Source organism: Marivirga arenosa, assembly GCF_030503895.2.
Lineage (GTDB): Bacteria > Bacteroidota > Bacteroidia > Cytophagales > Cyclobacteriaceae > Marivirga > Marivirga arenosa.
This window is the reverse complement of sequence record NZ_CP129970.2, coordinates 3,317,459-3,338,723: the sequence shown is the minus strand read 5'-3', so window position 1 is coordinate 3,338,723 and position 21,265 is coordinate 3,317,459. Positions and strand designations below refer to the sequence as shown.

The 21,265-nt window shown below is 34.4% G+C and carries 13 protein-coding genes; 3 read left to right on the top strand and 10 right to left on the bottom strand.

The genetic code is table 11. The annotated features are described in order from the left end of the window. Nucleotides 1-13: 13 nt before the first annotated feature. Nucleotides 14-2,329: a transglycosylase domain-containing protein gene (locus QYS48_RS14480; protein ID WP_308356545.1), complete on the bottom strand. Its 2,316-nt coding sequence runs from the start codon at nt 2,327-2,329 to the stop codon at nt 14-16. Between the two features lie 151 nt (nt 2,330-2,480). Between QYS48_RS14480 and QYS48_RS14475 the strand changes: the two genes are divergently transcribed. Both QYS48_RS14475 and QYS48_RS14470 read left to right on the top strand, forming a co-directional pair. Further along, nucleotides 2,481-3,347 carry a substrate-binding domain-containing protein gene (locus QYS48_RS14475; RefSeq protein WP_308356544.1) on the top strand — a complete coding sequence of 289 codons (867 nt, stop codon included), beginning with the start codon at nt 2,481-2,483 and terminating at the stop codon, nt 3,345-3,347. A gap of 109 nt (nt 3,348-3,456) precedes the next feature. Next, nucleotides 3,457-3,894 (top strand): peptidylprolyl isomerase, encoded by a 438-nt coding sequence (locus QYS48_RS14470; RefSeq protein WP_302100951.1) that lies wholly within the window; start codon nt 3,457-3,459, stop codon nt 3,892-3,894. A 74-nt stretch (nt 3,895-3,968) separates the two neighbouring features. Here QYS48_RS14470 and QYS48_RS14465 read toward each other — a convergent pair whose 3' ends face one another. From QYS48_RS14465 to QYS48_RS14430, 9 genes are all read right to left on the bottom strand, one after another. Continuing rightward, the gene (locus QYS48_RS14465) at nt 3,969-10,121 is read right to left on the bottom strand and encodes a fibronectin type III domain-containing protein (protein WP_308356543.1); all 6,153 of its coding nucleotides are present in this window, start codon (nt 10,119-10,121) and stop codon (nt 3,969-3,971) included. Next, complete coding sequence (locus QYS48_RS14460) at nt 10,118-10,546, bottom strand: hypothetical protein (RefSeq protein WP_308356542.1); 429 nt, start codon at nt 10,544-10,546, stop codon at nt 10,118-10,120. The genes QYS48_RS14465 and QYS48_RS14460 overlap by 4 nt, the downstream gene beginning before the upstream one ends. A gap of 116 nt (nt 10,547-10,662) precedes the next feature. Then, nucleotides 10,663-10,893 carry a T9SS type A sorting domain-containing protein gene (locus QYS48_RS17110; protein ID WP_369592735.1) on the bottom strand — a complete coding sequence of 77 codons (231 nt, stop codon included), beginning with the start codon at nt 10,891-10,893 and terminating at the stop codon, nt 10,663-10,665. A gap of 14 nt (nt 10,894-10,907) precedes the next feature. After that, on the bottom strand, nt 10,908-12,173 hold the full coding sequence (locus QYS48_RS14455; protein ID WP_308356541.1) for a kelch repeat-containing protein: 1,266 nt from the start codon (nt 12,171-12,173) through the stop codon (nt 10,908-10,910). A 136-nt stretch (nt 12,174-12,309) separates the two neighbouring features. Continuing rightward, nucleotides 12,310-13,566: a metallophosphoesterase gene (locus QYS48_RS14450; RefSeq protein WP_308356540.1), complete on the bottom strand. Its 1,257-nt coding sequence runs from the start codon at nt 13,564-13,566 to the stop codon at nt 12,310-12,312. Nucleotides 13,567-13,642: 76 nt separating this feature from the next. Then, on the bottom strand, nt 13,643-17,047 hold the full coding sequence (locus tag QYS48_RS14445; protein WP_308356539.1) for an efflux RND transporter permease subunit: 3,405 nt from the start codon (nt 17,045-17,047) through the stop codon (nt 13,643-13,645). 25 nt (nt 17,048-17,072) lie between these two features. Next, a complete protein-coding gene (locus QYS48_RS14440) occupies nt 17,073-18,227 on the bottom strand; it encodes an efflux RND transporter periplasmic adaptor subunit (RefSeq protein ID WP_308356538.1) in 1,155 nt (384 codons plus the stop codon). A gap of 10 nt (nt 18,228-18,237) precedes the next feature. Beyond that, entirely contained in the window at nt 18,238-19,602 is a 1,365-nt protein-coding gene (locus tag QYS48_RS14435) for a TolC family protein (RefSeq protein ID WP_308356537.1), read from the bottom strand. After that, nucleotides 19,592-20,206, bottom strand: coding sequence for a TetR/AcrR family transcriptional regulator (locus tag QYS48_RS14430; protein WP_308356536.1), 615 nt, complete (start codon nt 20,204-20,206; stop codon nt 19,592-19,594). Before QYS48_RS14430 ends, QYS48_RS14435 begins: the two co-directional genes overlap by 11 nt. 221 nt (nt 20,207-20,427) lie before the next feature. Here QYS48_RS14430 and QYS48_RS14425 point away from each other — a divergent pair, with 221 nt between their 5' ends. Beyond that, on the top strand, nt 20,428-21,231 hold the full coding sequence (locus tag QYS48_RS14425; RefSeq protein WP_308356535.1) for an alpha/beta hydrolase: 804 nt from the start codon (nt 20,428-20,430) through the stop codon (nt 21,229-21,231). Nucleotides 21,232-21,265: the final 34 nt, after the last annotated feature.

Sequence of the window (21,265 nt, the reverse complement as noted above, 5' to 3'; positions counted from 1 at the left end):
GTGAAAATATAAACTAATCCTTAGAATTCAAAATTCGTTTTATTCTTTTAAAGAAACCATCCTTTTTCTTTCCTGCTTCATCAAACTTTTCAGTTTTTTCTTTATCCGGATTATTAAAAAGTTTCTTGATAAAACCGTCTTCTTTAATAGGTGGGCAATCCATTTTTCTTTTAGCATTATCACTAAGTTCATCAAATCGACTTCTAGTATATTTATTTAATGCTTTATCCTGATTGAGTTTTTCAAGCCAAAGACCAAAAATAGGTAAAGCCGAATTTGCACCTTGCCCTATAGCTGTACTTTTAAAACCAATACTTCCATTATCAGACCCAGTCCAGCTAACGGTTACTAAATTAGACAATAGCCCCACAAACCAACCATCTTTATTATTTTGAGTTGTTCCAGTTTTACCCGCTATATCATTTTTGAGTTTATACTTCCATCTTAATCGAGATGCTGTTCCGGAATTAACCACTTCTTGCATCATCTTAAGCATCATTTCTTGATGTAAAGCTGAAAAAGCAATTTCTGCCTGATTTGAACCTTTATGCTCATATAGAACATCTCCAGAAGCACTTTCAATTCTGTTAATGAAGTAGGGTTCTACTGATTTACCACTATTTAAAAATGAGGTATAGGCAGTAGCCAATTCCAACATACTAAGTTCAGCTGTTCCTAAAGCTAATGAAGCCACCTCCGGTAATTCTGAATTTATACCCAAATCCTCTGCAAAATCAATAACTCTAGAAATGCCCACTTCCTCCATAATTTTTACAGAAACTGTATTCATTGATTTCCTGAGTGCCTCTTGCATAGTCACATTGATGTGGGTATAATCCTCATTATCACTATTTGTGGGTTTCCAACCTTCCAGATTTTCATAAGCTACTGCTTGAGCAGGGAAATAATCACAGGGATCAACTCCGTTTTCAAGGGCTGCCATATAAACAATGGGTTTAAAAGTAGAACCCACCTGTCTTCTACTTTGAGCAACATGATCATATTTAAAATACTCATAATCTATTCCCCCTATCCAAGTTTTGACAGCTCCTGAACCAGGCTCCATAGCGACAAAGCCAGATTGAAGTGTTTTCAAGGCCAACTGAATACTGTCAATAACACTCATGGTTTTTACTTCACTACCTGACCAGTCAAAGAACTGCATTTTCTTTTTTTCATTCAGAATCTTTTCAATCTCAGCTTCCGATTTACCTTGAATTTTCAATGCTCTATAATGATGAGTTCTTTTTATGATCTCTTCATAGATTGCCTTTTTCTTCCATGGAGCTTGATTTCCCCAATTCGTTTCAAAGGACTTTTGCAAAGCTTTCATATGAGATTTCATGGCAGCCTCAGCATAAATCTGCATATCCTTATTGAGAGTCGTAAATATCTTTAATCCATCTCCGTAAATATCAATCTCTTCGCCCGTTTCAGATTCATATTCATCTGCCCATTTTATTAACTTTTTTCTAATTTGTTCACGAAAATACGGAGCAACGCCTTGATCAGCTTTCATAGGAGTATAATTCAATTCTATCGCTTTTGACTTTGCAGATTTATATTCTTCTTCGCTTATTTTCTTATATTTTCTCATCTGAGAAAGCACAATATCTCTTCTGTCAATACTATTTTCTGGAAATATTCTGGGATTATAGGTATAAGTAGCTTTTAAGCTACCCACCAAAATAGCGGCTTCGTCTAAGTCAAGTTTATTGACAGGTTTATTGAAGAAAGTTCTGGCTGCTGCTTCAATCCCAAAAGTATTATCAGGAAAGCTTACAGTGTTAAGGTATAATGTTAATAATTCCTCTTTTGAATAGATGGACTCTAGTTTTTGAGCAATTAAAGCTTCCTTAATTTTGATAATTAGTAATTCAAACTTATTGGAATATTCTCTAGGAAACAGATTTTTTACCAGTTGCTGAGAAAGAGTGCTACCGCCCCCACCTGATCGATCCTGAAGTATTACTGTCTTAACCAGTACACGGACTAAACTTCTGTAATCGATACCAGAATGCTCAAAAAACCGAACATCTTCAGTGGCTACTAAAGCATCTACTAAATGCTTTGGGAGATCCTCATATGCAACATTCGATCGATAAGTTCTGTATAAGAACCCTATATTTTCGCCTGAATCAGATAATAATGCCGTTGCTTGGGAGTTTTCAATATTAGAAAGCGTTTTTTCGGTAGGTAATTCTCCAAAAAGTCCTGCTTTAATACTATAGAAAAAACCTATCAGAAAAATTATTCCAACAATAGATACTTTTAGGAAAAAGCTGATTAATTTCTTCTTAAAGGACTTCTTTCTCTTCTTTTTAGGCATTAGCTGTAATTTTCCTGCGAAGAACGGAAAATCTTAGTAAAAAGTGTAATAATTCATATCAAAGCTATAAATATTAAACAAAAGCAAAGCAAAACCATTAATCAAAAGGATAAAGATTGTATGTTTGTACACCCAAAAAAGTGATATAATAGTGAGTAAGAAAATAAGAATTGGTGGAGTACCGGAACACTATAACACCCCTATTCATTTAGCAATTGAATCAGGAGCTATTGAAAATGAAGGGATCGATATTGAATGGAAAACATTTGAAGGAGGTACTGGAGAAATGCGAGAGGCCTTAATCAATAACGAGATTGACATTTGCGCTATCCTTACCGAAGGTATTGTAAGTGGTATATTATCAGGAGTTCCTGCTAAAATAATTAGTGGATATGTTAAAAGCCCTTTAATTTGGGGGATACACAGCGGAATAGATAACCCTATTAAAGATCATAAGGAAATTTACGATAAGCAATATGCGATTAGTAGAATTGGTTCAGGTTCTCACCTTATGGCAATAGTAGATGCTCTAAATAATGATAAAGAAATTGATCCCTCTCAATTTCACATTATCAATAATCTTAAAGGAGCTTTACAATCACTAAATGATTTAGAGACTGATGTTTTCTATTGGGAAAAGTATACTACCAAACCTTATGTTGAAAGTGGAGAAATCAAAAGGATTGGCGAATATGTAACACCATGGCCATGTTTTGTATTAGCAGCACATACTAACATCATTAATACAAGACCAAAAGATATTTCTCGCGTATTAAGACAAATTCAAAAAAGCTCCGCTCAATTCATGGAAAATGAAGAAGCAGTGGACATAGTCAGTAAAAGATTTAACATCAAAAAAGAAGATGCTGCTAAATGGTATCATGCTACTGAATGGGCTACCGATGGCTGGGTAAGTAATAAAATGCTTAAAAATGTAGTCTATACTTTAAAAGAGGCTAATATTATTGAAGAAATGGCGGATACTCAGCAACTTGTTTGGCAAAGAAATAGTATTTAAAATAGTTCTAAGTATTAGATATTAAGTAATTGGATTTTTAGAATCATCAAATATTGAGGCTGAAATAACTTATTACCAATAACTAAAAACATATAACAAAATAAATAAGATGAGTAAAGGAGAAATCGTAACCAACAAAGGCACATTAAAAATTGAATTTTATGATGATGCTACCCCAAACACCGTGAAAAACTTTCACAAATTAGCGAAAGAAGGTTTTTATGATGGCTTAACTTTCCATAGAGTGATTCCTGACTTTGTAGTACAAGGTGGATGCCCTGATGGAACGGGTGCTGGCGGACCAGGATATAGCATTGACTGTGAAACGGATGGTGATAAGCAATTTCATGAGAAAGGCGTTTTATCAATGGCTCATGCTGGAAAAAACACGGGTGGATCTCAATTCTTCATTTGTCACAATAGACAAAACACTCAACATTTAGATGGTAGACATACCGCTTTTGGTAAAGTGTATGAAGGTTTAGATATTATCGATGATATCCGTCAAGGAGATGTAATGGAGAAAGTGACTATTACTGAAGAGTAAAATCTCAAAAAGCGATCAAAAAAGCCTCTGAATTAAAATTCAGAGGCTTTTTTGTTTATGTGTCTCATTTTACTTTAATTCTTAATAATCTTTTTAATTATTAAGTCATTACTCGCTGTTTCTACATATAATAAATAAATTCCTGGTCTTTGATCAGTTATATCTAAAGTATAGTGTTCTTTTTTGTCTATGCTATTCTGATTATTAATTCCGTAATCTTTTGACACTATCAATCTGCCTGATAAGTCTATCACTTTAATATTTTTTATGCGATATTCAGAACTTAAAGCTAACTCAAAATTTCCTTTTGAAGGATTAGGGAATATCTTAAAACTTCTCATAAGTTCTGCAGCAGTATTAGAAGTAACTTCAAATGGCACTAAAGCCACATTAGAATATTCCGAACTTCCTATAGAATTAACAGCCATAACTTTATAAGAAATATCCTCTCCTTCAGATATAAGCTCATCAGAATAAGTAGTTTGATTTGCATCTAAAGTTGCAATAACTTCAAATTCATTTTGACCTAATTTTCGTTCAATTACATATTCATCTTCATTATCTGCATTATCTATCCAATCTAAAACAATTTGATTATTCGAATACTCTGCAGTTAGATCAGACGGTGCAGCTGGCAAAACATCTAAAGTGGTAACAACAATTGTGTTTGAGTAATCAGATAATCCAGCATCATTATACGATCTAACTCTGTACTGATAATTAGTAGCAGGGTCTAGTCCATTCACTGTTATATTGTTTTCATCAAACTGAATACTGGCATAGTTATCCAAAAGATTCTGAAAATTATCACTAGATACTTCCAATTCATAACTAACATTTTCTCCAACATCATTCCAAGAAGCAACAAAAGATGTTGAAGAAATATTCTGACCTTGAATTGCGGTCGGAACTTCAGCTTTTGTTAAAATAGTAATTTCATTAGATAAATCGGATACTGAAGTAATATTGATAGCTATTACATGGTAGTAATAAGTAGTATTGTTTTCAATTTCGATATCTTCGTATGAGTTCACATCGGCTGCCAAAGTATCTACCGAAATAAAATCTGTATCTCCCATTAACTTTCTTCTAATTACAAAGCTTGTTTCGTTATCAGAGTTATCACTCCAAGTTAATAGTATATGATTTGACTCTAAGGTTGCGATTAAATTATCTGGAGCTTCAGGAACAGCAGGTATGACTACAATTTGCTCAACATTAGAATATTCTGAATTACCAAAGACATTTTTAGCATATATTCGATAGCTATGTGTTACATTAATAGCCACATCTTCATCGGTGAAGGTGGTGGCATCAGTTGATAAGGTCTCTAATAATGAAAAATCAGATTCATCTCCAACCTTTCTTTCAATTATAAACTCATCTTCATCATCGGAATTATCTGTCCAATTCAATTGAACATCGCCATTATCTTCAGTTAAAGTTAAGTTAGATGGACTTTCTGGAGCTAAACTTTCTGTGGTAACCAAAATAACATTTGATACCCCAGTTTCTTGTGCTCCTAAATCAGCAGTTAATCTATATTTATACACAGTACTAGCTTCTAAACCAGTAATATCAAAAGAGGTGCTAGTTACACTTACTTGATCATAACTGGCTAGATTAGTTGCAAAGTCATCTTCTGAGACTTCAAGATTATAAGATACAGCACCTGAAAAAACATCCCAATTTGCTGTAAAACTATTGGTTGTAATATTGGTAGCTGAGGTCGCGATTGGCGTTCCCAACAAAGTTGTAACCCCTCCACTTAATTCAACAGTCTCAGAAACATAATTATCAGTAAGTTTAGATTTTAATCTTACTTGATAGGTAGTGGTTCTAGTTAACCCTATCACTTGAAAGCTATTACCAGAAATGGTAATCTCATCGTAATTTGCTAAGTTTGAAACAAAATTATCGTTTGACACTTCAAGAATATATTCATCTACCAGATCCGCAGAGTTCCAAGTAAGAAGGAAGCCCGAATCGGAAATATCTGAAGCAGTTAAACTTTGGGGAGGAACTAAGTCTAGGATTCTCAAATCATCGAAAGCAAAGCCCTCTCGAGTTACTGAACCATCAGTAGCAAATTTAAACCGAAATCCTACTTCTGATTCACCCATAACCTCAGACATTAGTCTGCTAGCAGTTACCCAGCCTGAATTATTGTTGTCCCATGCAGCAGTATTGTTGTGGGCACTCACTGTTGCTTCATTATACCAATTATCAGGATCTCCAAAATCACCTAACTTATTCCATGTAGTGCCTCTATCCAGCGTATATTCTAAAATAGTTCCATCGTAATTACTCTCTGATGCTGCAATTAAATCAAACTGAATCGCTGGATTTGTTAAGGATGATAAATCAAAATATGGAGAATAAACATATGACTCCTCATTATTTAAATAAGTTCCTGTCAAATTAGTAACCCATGCAGTTTCACCATCGCTTGCTGATTCAATAATTGTATTGTCAGGAGCACCTAGTTCCCAGCTATTTATTGCTCCCTGCGAATACCATTCAGCTGCTCCGTTTTCAAAACTTTCTGAATATGGTAAGCTAGTGATTAGCTCTGCTTTTCTAAAATTTTCTAATGTAGTGTCATTATCTGCAATCAAATCACCTGATAATGAAGTGTAGGCTTGAATTGAGAAATCAATAGCCTCCGATAAATCAAGAGTAGTTGAAAAGCTATAATAAAGCGTATCTCCCGAAGCAATGCTTGAGGTAAAGCTCTCTGTTACTGGAGTCTCTCCATTGAAAACATAAGATACATCAAAACTAGATTGCGTATCTGATCCGTTATTGACCACTGCTACAGTAACGGCTTCATCACTGCCGAAGAAAGGATCATTTGAAATTTCGATATCAACTATCCCCACATCTCTTGATGGTTGTTCATCAATACTAATATCATCAATTGCAATATCACTCGTAAAGCTGCTGCCTCTTACTGCTATGAACTTCACTTCTATCACTGAGCCAGTGAAAGAAGATAAATCTAGACCCACCCCAGAAGGAGGCAGAAAAGGATCATTTTGATTCATTTGTTGCTGACCAGAAATACTAAAAATCTCAGTTGTAGATGCATTCGTTAGATCTTCTACTTCAACTTTTAATGTTCCCATAGCATTTCCATGCATATGGTAGAAAAACTGCAACCTAGGACTTGACAATGCAGAAACATCTATTTTTCTTGTTGTAAGAATTGCTTCATCACCTTGAATTATTGGACTAGAAGATTCACTAAATAAATAGGTTCCGGAACTAGTACCAAGAGTATTATCAACTTGTGGACCAGTACCTGATGATGGAGTTTCTCCATTTCCAAATACCCAAGACATCGTTCCACTAGTATTCCATCCTGCTGGCAATGTAGTTTCAAAGTCATAGGTGTAAGGAAAACTTGTAATTGGTGGCGGAATTACTGTTACTGTGAAAGAAGAGTAAGCAAATTCACCATTTTCGTCAGTCCCTTTTAAGGTAATTAACGCATCTCCGAATTGATCAGCAAGAAGAGATAAAGTTAAATCATCTCCAGATATACTAGCAGACAGTAAATCTGTATTATCATTACTGTCAACGCTTACTGTAATACTTTGAATAGGATCAGTATTTGATGCAAAAACAGTGCTGATATCAATAATTTCATCTGCCGAATTAGCATCTAACACAATATCAGCTATCGGATTTTGCAAGATCACATCTGGCTCACTAACTTCAAATGTAGCAGAGTACAGACCGTTGCCATGCGTTCCTGCTACTACAAGACCATCCGAATTTCTTACCCTTATTTGCTCTACGATGGCATTATTAATTCCGCCTAAATTCTCCTGAGTCCAAACAGTTGAAGTACCATCTAATGTGGTAGTTGAATATAAACCAGTGGAAGTACCTACGAAATATCTATCGCTATTCCCCACACGAGTAGCCCACCGGACCGAAGGACCATTTCCTGTACCATCAGCATTTTCTTCAAGATTACCGCTTATGTTCGACCAAGTTGAACCACCATCTAATGTTTGGAAGATACTTTTTACGTTATAGTTTGAAAAAGTTACGACCACATCATCTGCATTGTACGGATTAACATCTATACTAGAAACATTTGCGGAGGGTAAATCGGCCGAAGAGTAGATATCAACAGCAGTAGGGTTTCCCGTGTTGGCATTATCTATTCTGTATATTTCGCCAGAAGTAGTACCAAAATAAACAATGTTTGCAGGCTCTGTTGATATTCCCATTATGGAAACATTATTGATAGCAGCCGCATTGGTTAATTGTGTCCAACCAATGGACGCAGTGGCATTTGTCAAATCATCATTTCTCCATAGGTAATTAGCGGCCGCATAGTACATGATCTGATCATTGTTAGGATCTAACTCAAATGGAGCTACAAATAAACCAGTAGCTGGAGAGATTGACTGAAATGAAGTTGCTACAGCAGTATTAGCATCCGAATAAGTAACTCTGTAAACATTTCCTCTTTGTGAAGACACATAACGAACTGTTCCATCATTATTGAAGGCGTTATACGAACCGTCACCACTAAAGACATCAACCCAGCTATCTGTTGGATTAGTATTATTTGTGAACCAAGTACTATTATCTTGAAATCCAGCCATTAGTTGATCTCCTGGACCTATAGAAAGGGCATATACCTGAGTAGTTAAATATCCATTATTCATCCATATCCAATCTACAGGTTCTATGGTACCATTATCTCCCAAAATATTATTTGTAATACTAATACCACCATCATGTCCAGTTATTACTTTATCAGGATCAGATGGAAAAAATTCAAAACTATGCTGATCAGGGTGATGATTTGTATATAAGCTCACATCATTGTTTGTGGAATAACCCGCTACCCATTCACCAGATGCTGTAGCGAAGCCATCATCTGATCTATAAATATTAGTTCCCCCAATAAATACCCGATTTGGATCAGTTGGGTGAACTCTTACATACATATCATATCCACCTTGAGAATTATAACTACCCACAGGACCACCTATATTAGGTAAATTTGCAGATCTATCATCCCAGCTTCCTCCAGTATCTGTTCCATCACCTGAAATGTAAGTGTACTTCCAAAAGTCATGACCCACTGGCGCGGTGGAAGTATTTGCTGCTAATACATATAAAATATCTTCATTAGAAGGTGCAGTATATAACACAGTTCTGCCATATGCAGCAGGAAAATCTGTAGCTGTAATATTTGTCCAAGTTCCTATAGCTCCATCCGTAGTTCTATATACTCCACCATTGGTACCATTACCTCCATCACTATCTAAAGCAGCATAAATGACCCCTGAACTAGTAATATGGATGTCGGAGAAATTATCGAATTCAGCTGGTAATACTTCAGTGAATGATGTTCCGCCATCAGTGGAGCGGTAGATTCCCTGAGAGGTAGCAACATAAAGGTCACCATTTACTGGATTCACTTCTACATTAAAAATCAAATCAAAAGCGTTATCAAAAGACTGCGGAGTACTGTTGGCAGTTGCTGAAAGCACCGACCAACTTAATCCATTATCAGTAGATTTATAAACTCCATTTCCTTGTAAAAAAGCAGCTCCATTCCGAGCACTTTGACTGGCACCTATTCTTTCTCCTGAACTATAATACCAAGTATCTCTAAAGCCCAACCGAGGGTCTTGCTCTACATCTGTTACAGTTGGATGTTGATCGGCTGTAGAAACTCTGGTCCATGTAGTACCCTGATCAGTTGATCTCCACATACCCCCTGAAACTCCACCCGCCAGAATAATATTTTCATCATTCAAATCTATCGCCAAAGCTCGGGTTCGTCCTCCAACATTATAAGGACCTCTATTGACCCATGCACTTATGATATCACCATTTGCCGTTTGAATATTGACATCACTTTGCATTCTTTTAAGCTCTTCATCACTTTTCTGAAGTCTACTACTAGGAGATAAAACATATTCCAATTCAAGAGCCCGAATATTATTTGGAATCTTTCCTGTAGCCGGGTCTTTCAATCTACTAAAGTTGAAATTGTATCTTTCCACTACATTATCTTTGACCCTCTTAATATTTTTATTATAAAATTCGCTATTAGGATCCGTGGTAAGCCTTTTATAATTTACTCTAGTAGGTTGTTCATCATTTTTAATAGGGCTTTGAGCATCTGCTACAAACACAGTGATCATCCCAAATAAAAAAACAAACATTGATAGTTTTGTAAATATTCTCATTTGGTTATTATTAGTTTATAAATTGAATAGTCATTTTGAATAATAGGATTTCCTTGCATTTCAACGATAATGGAAGTTCCTTTTTTAAGGGAACTAATGGCATTTTTTTCAATGCTATCTTCTCCAAAATTTAAAGAAGAAAATATTGTGTCATTTATCATGATAGGCTTACCAAAAGAAGATCCGTAGCCGAATATTTCGACTACTTTAATTTTAATTTTTACTCCGGTAATATTTTTATTTTGTTCTTGGGGATTTTCTAAAATTATAGCTTTTAAACGTACAAACTCTGGTGGTATGTTAGGACCAAAATACTCTTCAACAGAATGTTGCTGAGATTCAGACTGAACTACAGTTTTCGAATTGGATTTATTACTACATGAATAGAATAAAATAGTAATCACTAAATAATAAATGAATTTCAATAGATTGATAGTTTATTTTAATGGTTCAATGCGTTTAGCTAATATAAATAATTATATAAATAAAGAATGTATGAACATTTTACCTATTCATGATTTTGAATTGTTTTATAAAACACCTATCTCTTTATCAGCTTTTTAGTTGTTTCGCCATGATTGGTCCTAAATCTTACAAAGTATAAACCAGGTGGAAGATTAGAAAGGTCAACCCTATCATTAGACTTTACAGTTTTCACAAACTTACCATTAACATTTAGAACCTGAATTTGCTTTGAAATTATATTTTCTCCTAAGCTGAAATTCACGAATTCATTAGCCGGATTTGGATAAATACTGATTTCAGCATCCAAATAAGGATTAACAGCTAAACAGGAGTGTTGATTTGTCCTTCTCTAAAAACAGGATAAAAGCTAATTTCATTTGATGAAACTGCTTGTACTCCTTTGTATGCCGCTACTTTTACATAATGTTTAGTATTGATATCAACCTCAGAATTTGGGATATAAAAATAAGTTTGACTGTACCAAACTGTATCAATTGGTCTATAATTAGTATTATCACCATTTGAAAGGTATATAATATTACCATCAAAATTACCTGACTCATTATTAGTCCAACTAATATAAGTATACTCACCATCTGTAGTATTTTTACCCCATGAATAATTATCATTTAAAGAAGGTGCAATTGGTGGTTCAATTGTAACCAGCTTTTGAAAAGTTCCTTGATATTCAATATCAAATACAAATCCAGTATAGCCTAAACCTGAAATAATCTCATCATTTATTTTCAGAACGATTGGACTACTTCTTTCATCTGTAAAATATGAAGCTTCTGAGGTTGTTGAATTATCAGAAAGATCTATAATTACCTCTTCACCACCGGTTTTTAAAATATGTACAAAACCGTTTTCATCTTGGTAAACTGAATTTTTCGATAAGCTACTCAAATTATAAGTTGCAAATATTTCTTCATTCCAAGTATCACTATTAGGATCGTAAGATCTTAAATCTGAAAAAGTGAAGGATCCATCATTTCCAGACGTTATAAAGCCTTTACCATTTGACGAGAACCCAATGGCGTTCATTCTTTTGTTATCTGTACCAATTCCAGCAATTGGGTCCCACTGATCTAAAGTGGAATCATATTTGTAAAAATTACTTAACTGTTCGCTTGCTCCACTACCTAATCCAACATATCCAATGTTATTTATCACAAAACTTGAAGCACTGCTTCTTTCGGTTGGAATACTAGCTATACTTTGCCAATTACTTGTGGCAGGATCATACTCATAAAAATCAGCAAAGCTGTTATCAGCATCATATCCAGTACCTACATAAGCTTTTCCATTTGATACAAATGCTACAGCAGATGAACGGGCAGCTCCAGGGAAATCATTTATTGGAGTCCAAACATCATTTTCAACATCATATTTATAGAAATCATCGTAATAAGTTCCATTGGCATGACCCAAGCCAACATAAGCAGTATCTCCTATCACAAAGGATGACACACTACCTCTAGCCGTTCCGGGGAAATTAGAAATGGATTGCCATTCAGTGATTTGCGCTTGAACATGATTAAATAAGGTAAAGGTTGACAGTAATAGAGTAAGTAAAGTTATCTTCATTTGTAATTAATTTCAAACGGCAATGATAGTTATTAATTATTAGAAGAAAAATAGATTGAAGAAGAAAATTTAGAGTATATAAAGTTTTAGAAATCAGTACTTAATATATAATCTTACAGTAACAACTTTCCTATGATTAAGCACTCCTTAACTCCAGAATAGTAATCTCTGGTGGGATACCAATTCGTCCAGGATAGCCTAAATAGCCATAGCCTCTGTTAACGTAGAGTTTTTGATTGTCTTGCTCGTATAATCCTGCCCATTGCTTATAAACATATTGGGATGGACTCCATTTAAAACCAGGAATCTCAACACCAAACTGGAAACCATGAGTATGCCCCGCTAACATTAAATCAATGTCTGAATAGTCTTTTCTAATTTGAGCGTCCCAATGACTAGGGTCATGTGATAATAGAATTTTTGCGGGCAAGCCCTCTGTACCTTGATGCGCTTTCGCTATATCACCGTATTTAGCAAATCTTCCTGCTCCCCAATTCTCAACTCCTAAAATAGCAAGTGGTTCCTTATCAACTTTTAAAATTCTATTCTCATTAGTTAATAAATCCCAACCCATTATCCCATGAGCTTCTTTAAGATTTGCTAAATTTTGGGCTTTTGCTCTTTCACTACTCCAGCTTTTATAATCCCCATAATCATGATTTCCTAAAGTAGAATATACGCCTAAATCCGCTTTTAATTTAGAAAAGATGGGGACATAATTTTTTACTTCATCCGCTTCATTATTGACTAGGTCACCCGTAAAAAATACAATATCAGGCTTTTCTGCTAAAAGCATATCTACCCCACCTTCTACTGCAATTTTATTCCAAAAACTTCCACTATGAATATCAGATAGTTGGGCAACTTTCACACCATGCCAGGCTTTTGGCAGACCAGGTATCACAATAGATTTTCTACGGATTCGGTAATCATGAGCGCCTGAGATAATTCCAAATGTCATAGCTGCCAAAGGTAAACTACCTGCAACCAATGCACTTTTGGCAAAAAACTCTGACCGGCTAATTTTCTCTCCTTCTACGCTTTCATTGGAACTATTAATAAAATCCGAAATTTTATAAAAACTCCATTGTCCAAACCTTACAACATCTCCTATCAATAATATGAGTAGCGCAACTGTTTTCGAGATATAATTCATAAAAACGACCACCAACATGAATTGGCGTGCTATTCTTGAGAATAAATCAGGATTGGTAAAATGATAAAGAAAAAAACCTGATAAGGTAATGGCTGTGAACCCCCAATAAATACCAAAAGCAATATTCTTCCCTATTGGAGAAAAGCTTTGAACCGCAATTTTTACGGCTTGAAAGACGTATAGGTCGATCAAGATAAAAACTAAGGCTACTAATGGTATGAGGATGATTTTATACATGAATAAACGTTTGATGTTAGAAGTTAGAAGATGGGAGAAGTAAGCAATATCTGACTTCCAACTCCCATCTTCCAACTTACCTACCTATTCCAAATTTAGCATTTAACTGATTTGCAATCAGGTACATAACCGGAACGATAACTAATGTTAAGAAGGTTGCAAATGTTAAACCAAATATGATAGTCCAACAAATTGGCTCCCAGAACATTACAGAATCACCACCCAAATAGAAATCTGGATTATAGCTCGTAAATAACTGAATGAAATCAAAGTTGAAACCAATGGCTAGCGGTATAAGACCTAAAATAGTAGTGATTGCCGTTAATAATACTGGTCTTAGACGAGTTTTACCTGCTAACATAACGGCATCTTTAACCATTTGGTAAGTCATTGTTTCATCTTCTTTAAGATTCAGCTTTTGATTTGCCTTACTTATTTCAATAAAGTCAATTAATACTATGGCATTATTCACTACAATACCAGCTAGTGATATAATACCAATCATCGTCATCACAATCACGAAATCAAGCTGGAATATTACTAAGCCTAAGAACACCCCTATGGTACTGAAAATTACAGAACTCATAATAATAAAAGGAGCCGTTAGCTTATTAAACTGAGCCACTATGATTAAGAAAATTAAAAATACGGCTAGTAATAAAGCAATACTTAAGAATTCTAATTCCTCTGCTTGCTCTTGCTGCTCTCCCGTAAACTTGATTTCATACCCAGCTGGCACATCAAAATCTTTCATTGCAGCTTTTAGCTGATTATTAACATTAGTAGCATTATATCCATCCAATATGTTAGAATAAACCGTCACTACCCTATCTAAATCCTTACGATTGATAGACCCATAAGTACTAGTGTATTCTACGTCAGCAACTGCACTAATTGGTACTTGGTTGATTCGACCAGAAGATTGATCTCTATAAGTGATCTTCTTGTTGATCATGGCATCCACATCATAACGATACTCATCATCGTATCTTAATTGGATTTCATAATCATCTTCCCCTTCTTTATACTTAGAGATTTCCTTACCAAAAAGGCCGGTTCTGATTTCGTTTGCAATTGTATAAGTACTTAAACCAAATCTTCTAGCACTTTCTCTATCAATATTAACAGTTAATTCAGGTTTACCTGTCTCTAAATCATTCTTTAGATCTTCAATACCTCCAATATTTTGATTATTGATGAATACAGTCAAATCCTCTGTGATTTCAGCTAATTTTGCATAATTCTCTCCTGAAATCTCTATGTTTAGAGGCTTACCTGTAGGCGGACCTGCCTGATCTTTATCAACTGTAATTGAAACTCCTGCATATTTATCAGAAACTGCATCACGTATTTTATTCATTACTTCTGTAGTTGAAACACCATCGCGATATTTAAATTCTACAAAGTTTACCGTAATGCGAGCTTTATTTGGAGTATCCGACTGACCCATAGCAGTTGGGTCTCCAGGATCACTTGCACCTCTTCCAACATTGGCTACTACTGATTCCACGATGTTAGTATAAGGCTGAATAACCTCTTTAACTTCCTGTTCGATTTTGGTAGAGAATTCGTTAGTATACTCGACATCTGTACCTACAGGAAATTCGATGAATACATTCACATATTTAGGTTCATTTTCTGGAAAAAATAAAATGTTAGGTGTAAAATTCGCTAATAATATAACTGACCCAACTAAAGCCACGATAGTTCCTAATAAGAAATAATAAGGATTTCTTCCTCTGATAGCAAATTTTAATGTTCTCGTGTACAAGAATTCTAAAGCCGGTAGAAAGCCTTTCTGGAATCTTCTTGATAATGGCGTTAAAATGTAAGTATTAATCAAGCCTAAAGCTCCGAACAAAATAGCCAAGTTACCTATAGCGTATACTTTTAGTAGTATAAAAACTGCTCCAATTGCAAATGAAATTAAAGCAATTCTCCAAACTCTTTTATAATTAAGCTTACCACCGTCATCAATTCTCATGAATGAAGCAATGAAAACAGGGTTAATCACTAGCGCCACGAATAAAGATGAACCTAAAGTGATAATTAAGGTAATTGGTAAGTATTTCATAAACTCACCAATGATTCCTGGCCAGAATGCCAAAGGTAAGAATGCAGCTAAAGTAGTTGCTGTTGAAGATATAATCGGTAAGGCTACTTCTCCAACACCAATTTTGGTGGCTTTGATAGGGTTATAACCTTCCTCCATTAATCGATATACATTTTCAACAACCACTATACCATTGTCCACCAACATTCCCAGAGCCATGATTAGCGAGAATAATACTATCATGTTAATCGTTATCCCCAGCGCACCTAAAATCATAAATGCCATGAACATAGACATCGGAATCGCAATACCTACAAATAGTGCATTCCTTGTCCCTAGGAAGAATAACAATACTATTACTACCAGAATAACACCTGAAATAATATTGTTCTCCAAACTGCTTACCTGATCCCTAGTTTGCTGAGATTGATCATTTGTAATGGTAACAACTAATTCTTCTGGAAAAATATCCTTCTTAGCTTTTTCAACAACCTCATAGATTTTATCAGTAAGAATAAGCAAGTTTTCACCACTTCTCTTAACAGCATCAACCATCACTACCGCTTCATTATTTAATCTTGCGTAGCTTTGTTTTTCCTTATAATCAAATTCAATCTCAGCTATATCTTTTAGATAAACGATATTAGCATTTTCATTTTTAATAATAAGGTTTTCAAGCTGTTGAGGATTTTTATATTCTCCTGAAATTGCAACCGTTCTTCTGACTTTTCCAGTTTTAATATTACCACCAGACATGGTCATATTCTCAGCCTGAATAGCATTTTCAATGTCAGCAAAACTAATTTTTCTGGCCTCCATGGCTAATGGGTCCACTAAAATTCTTACTTCTTTTTCATCCACACCCCTAATTTCAGCCTTCGACATTTCAGGGAATTTCTCCATCTCTTCTTCCAAATATTCAGCATAAGAATTAAGAGTTTCTAAGCTGTAATTTCCGGAAAGGTTAATATTCATGATAGGAAACTCCGATACATTCAATTCGAATACATTGGGATCATCCATTAAATCCGATGGAAGTTCTGACTTCGCTTGATCAACTGCATCTTTTACCTCTTGAAGTGCGTCCTCTACATTAGTTTCAGTTGTAAACTCGACAATTATAGTAGAGTAATCCTGAACTGAAGTCGATTTAATATTATCAACCGAAGATATTGTATTAATCTCTTTCTCTAATGGTCTTGTAATCAGCTTTTCCATATCAGCTGGTGAGTTACCAGGATGTGGTGTCCCTACATATATGGTAGGCTGTGATATTTCCGGGAAGTTTTCTTTAGGTAAATTTATATAAGAGAATATTCCTAAAGCTACTATCAGAAATGCAAGCACATAAACTGTAGTTCGGTTATTTACAGAGAGAGTGGTTAAACCAAACTCCTTTTCTACTTTCTTTTTATCTATATCGCTCATAAATATATCTTTTCGAGTGATTTAATTATTTTGCTAAACGGACATCAATGCCATTCACTGCTTCTCTGTATCCGTCTGTAATAACTACATCACCTTCATTAATACCTTTTAAAATTTCAGTATTTCCGTTATAAGTTTTACCTCTTTCAATTCTTACCTTCTTTGCTTTTTTGTGATTATCTTTTGATTCAATGATGAATACAAAATCTCCAATATTATCTTGCTGAACTACATCAGAAGGTACCACAATAGCACTTTCATTTTCATAATCCACCAAAGTAAGTCTAGCAAATTGATTAGGTTTTAATCTATCTATGAATTCATTTACTTTCACTTCTAATTGGAAAGTTCTGTTTGCTGGATTTATCACATAGCTAACTGAGCTGACTACTGTTGAAAATGATTTTTTAATAGAAGGCAAGTAAACTTCTACTGAGTCCCCTTTATCGAAATCATTGATATATTCTTCTGAAACTGCAGCTTTTAAATACATTTCCTCTTGGCTTACCATACTTATAATCGGAAGTCCTGGCTGCACTAATTCACCAATATTGATATTTACATCATTTATTCTACCGTTAAATGGAGCTCTTACATAAGCCATATCCAATTGAGATTGAGCAGTTGCTAGCTGTCTCTCAAGCGTTTCTTTTCTATTTTTAGCTTCCAGATATTGAACTTCTGTACCAATTTCTTGCTCCCATAAATTCTTTTGCTTGTTGAAAATGGTTTTGGCTAAATCTAAAGCTGTTTTCAACTCTTGAATTCTATTTAAGGTAGTAGATGCATCTATTTTAACTAACAACTGATTACGTTTCACCATATCGCCAGGAGTAACATTAATTTGCTCTACACTTCCCATAGTTTCTGCAGCCAAAGTGATGTTTTTTCTTGATGCTACCTCTCCTTGAACTTGAATTTTATGTCTGAAGTCTGATTTATTAATTGCTTCAGCATTTACTAAAACGGATTGGTCTTTTGCTTTAGAGAATTCAGGATCAAGTTCTCTGATCTGTTCTTTCAACTCAGCAGCTTCAATGGTTTTTGATTGAATATCTTTCTCTATTCTTTCAAGCTTTGCTTTTAGTTTATCGGTATCGGTTGTTTTACCACAAGATCCAAGCAAAGCGGCAATGGCTAATATTAAAATTGAATTTCTCATTTTTATAGTTCTTCTCATTTTATTCTAATCAATACAATATCCCTAAAGATTTTTCTAATTCTATTTTTGCAATAATGGCATCATATAAAGAGCCGTAGTAATTGGTTTCTGCTTCTTTTTTAGAAGTCTCAGCATCTAATAATTCACGACTACTCGCCATGCCGTTATTATATTTCGTTTCAACTTGTTCATAAACAGAAGCCGCTAGTTCCATATTTTGCTTCTGAACGTCTAAGCTTTCTTTTGCTGATTTTAAATCGTTTTGGGCTCTAGTAATTTCCATGTCGATTGAGCTTTTGAGTTGTTCTTTCTGAATCTCAAGTTGCTCTATTTGGATTCTATTTTTTTGCATTTTACTAGATCTATAGAGTCCTCTAAATAAATCCCACTGCAAACTTACTCCTACAGCTCCAAAACTTAACCAGTTGTTGCTGAAGTCAAATAAATCTTCGGAACTATTGACACCAGAGTTCCAACCATAATTGAAATTGGCATACAGTTTAGGAAGGTGAGTTGCTTTATTATTTTTTAAATCAAGTGAAGCTAAGTTTTGATTCGTTTGAATAATTGAAAATTCTGTTCTTTCTCTATAATCAAACTCTTCCGTTTTAGCTAAATACTCTTCAGCTTCAAGCGTTAAATCTTCGATTTTTCCAGATAAGCTCAGGTCAGTGTTTAATGCCATGCCCATTTGAAACTTTAACATATCCATTGATAACTTATAACTTCTTTGAGCTTTAGTATTTTCAGTTTGTAAATTGTTATAGTTAACACTAATTCTGTCAACGTCTATTTTCTCAACAAATCCATTTTCATACAAAGCTTTAGTTTCTTCCAACACCCTTTCTAATTGGCTTTGATTTGCATCCAACAACTGTAATCTTTCTTCTGTAATTAAGGCTAAGTAATATGCTTTAGTGATAGCCTCTACTGTTTCAATTTCAGATTGATTAGATTCTTTTTGCCTTAATTCTCTAAGTGTTTTAGCAGCTTGTAGGCCTACAAAATAGGAACCATCGAATAATAATTGGTTTACAGAAAGAGCTGCATTGCCATCATATTCAGGACTAAACTGAACAGGAGTAAAACCTTCTGAAGTTGGGTCTCCAGTTATGAAGGAAGTGGGCAAGAATGCTTTTCTTATTTCATAATTATAATTTGCTGATGTGCTAAAACTGACTTGGGGCAAGCCCATTGACCTAGTCTCTCCTACTTGCGTTTCAGCAATAGCCTCTTCCATTCTGGTAGTTTTTAAATTACGATTATTTTCCAAAGCGTAATTCACACACTCCTCTAAACTCATCGATTGCTGAGTGTTATTCTCCTGGCCCATTAAACCAACTGGAAGTAAAATGGCCATCAAACCTAAAATACTAATTTTTCTAAGCTTCATGCTCTTCATTTAAATATTGATTATATTTCTCTTTTCCTTTTATTGTTAAAATTCCATGGATAAAATGATCAAACAGCTGCTCATGAACCTTTTTGAAATCAAATCGATCCCTTGGATAAATATCATTATCAAAAGCCATTTGAACTTGTTCAATTCTTTGAATTACTAAAATTTCAGTATCCAATTCTTTTCTGAAATAACCCGCATTTATCCCATCATCTAAAATTTGCTGTAAGCTTTCTTTCATGAAAGTATTTTTAAACTCTAAAAAGCGCTTATAGGCTTTTGGAAAGTATCTTTGCAAATCATAAAACACTGTGGGATTGATTGCTTCAACTTGCATTTGCATATGCTTTGAAATTCTATAAATAGTCTCTATTGGATCTTTACTATTATTTAAAACCTCTTCTATTTCTATTCTATGCTCTGAAAAGTGCTTATGAACCGATTTAAAAACAATACTATTTTTATCATTGAAGAATTGATAGATAGTTTTCTTACTCACACCAACTTTTTTAGCTATATCATCCATAGTTATAGATTTTAAGCCAAACTGCATGAACAAGTTTTTTGCACCCTCTAATATGTTTTTCTCTGTACTCAAATTATTATCTTGCGGTTGAAAACTACGGAAACCCTAATTAGTTTTAAAGTTTCCTGGGTTTCCAACGGGCAAAGGTAGCTTTTGTTTGCATAATTTTATAAATATTGAAAATTATTTTTTTAAACTATGATAATCAACGAGTTAGCTTAATTTTGATTAAATTCAGAATATGTTTTTTAATTTGGCTAACTCTCAGTTATTTTGATCATAATTTCAACTAAATGAACAAAAACCATATAATATTTGGTGGAAATATTTTACACTACTCCATTCAAGGAACTGGAAAAACTCCTCTTTTAGCCTTTCATGGCTTTGGTCAGTCCAAAGAAGTCTATGAAGCATATTGGAAACTTCACGGAAACCAATACACAGTATTTTCCTTTGATATTTTCTATCATGGAAACAGCATATGGAAGGACAGAAATAAAGCACTTGAAAAGGAAGACTGGGAACACATTTTAAAGATATTTCTAGAAAAACATGAAATACAGGATTTTGCATTAGCAGGATATAGCATGGGCGGCAAATTTGCTTTAGCAAGTCTTGAACTATTTCCTAGAAGAGTAAAAGAGCTATTTCTGATAGCGCCTGATGGAATTAAAACTCAATTTTGGTACAGTTTGGCTACTTATCCTAATTCCTTTAGAAGATTCTTCAGAGCAATGATAGTAAAGCCAAAATACTTCTATGATGTGTTGAAATTCACTAAAAAAATGGGCTTGGTTGACAAAAGCATATTAAAATTTGCAAACAGTCAAATGAATACTCGTGAGAAAAGAAGAAGAGTATATCTGACGTGGGTAGTATTCAGACATTTAAAATTTGATTTAAAATTAATAGCACATCTCATCAACACAAATAATATTAAATTACTGATGTTTACAGGGAAGTATGACAAAATAATAACTGCTAAAAACATGATGGATTTACTGCAGTATGTAAAAGAATATGAACATTTCATATTAGAAGCAGGTCATAATACCCTTATCAAGGATTCAGCAGAACATTTAGCATCAAATCAATAAGTCATAATTCCGGTAACTTATTTAAATAATCATT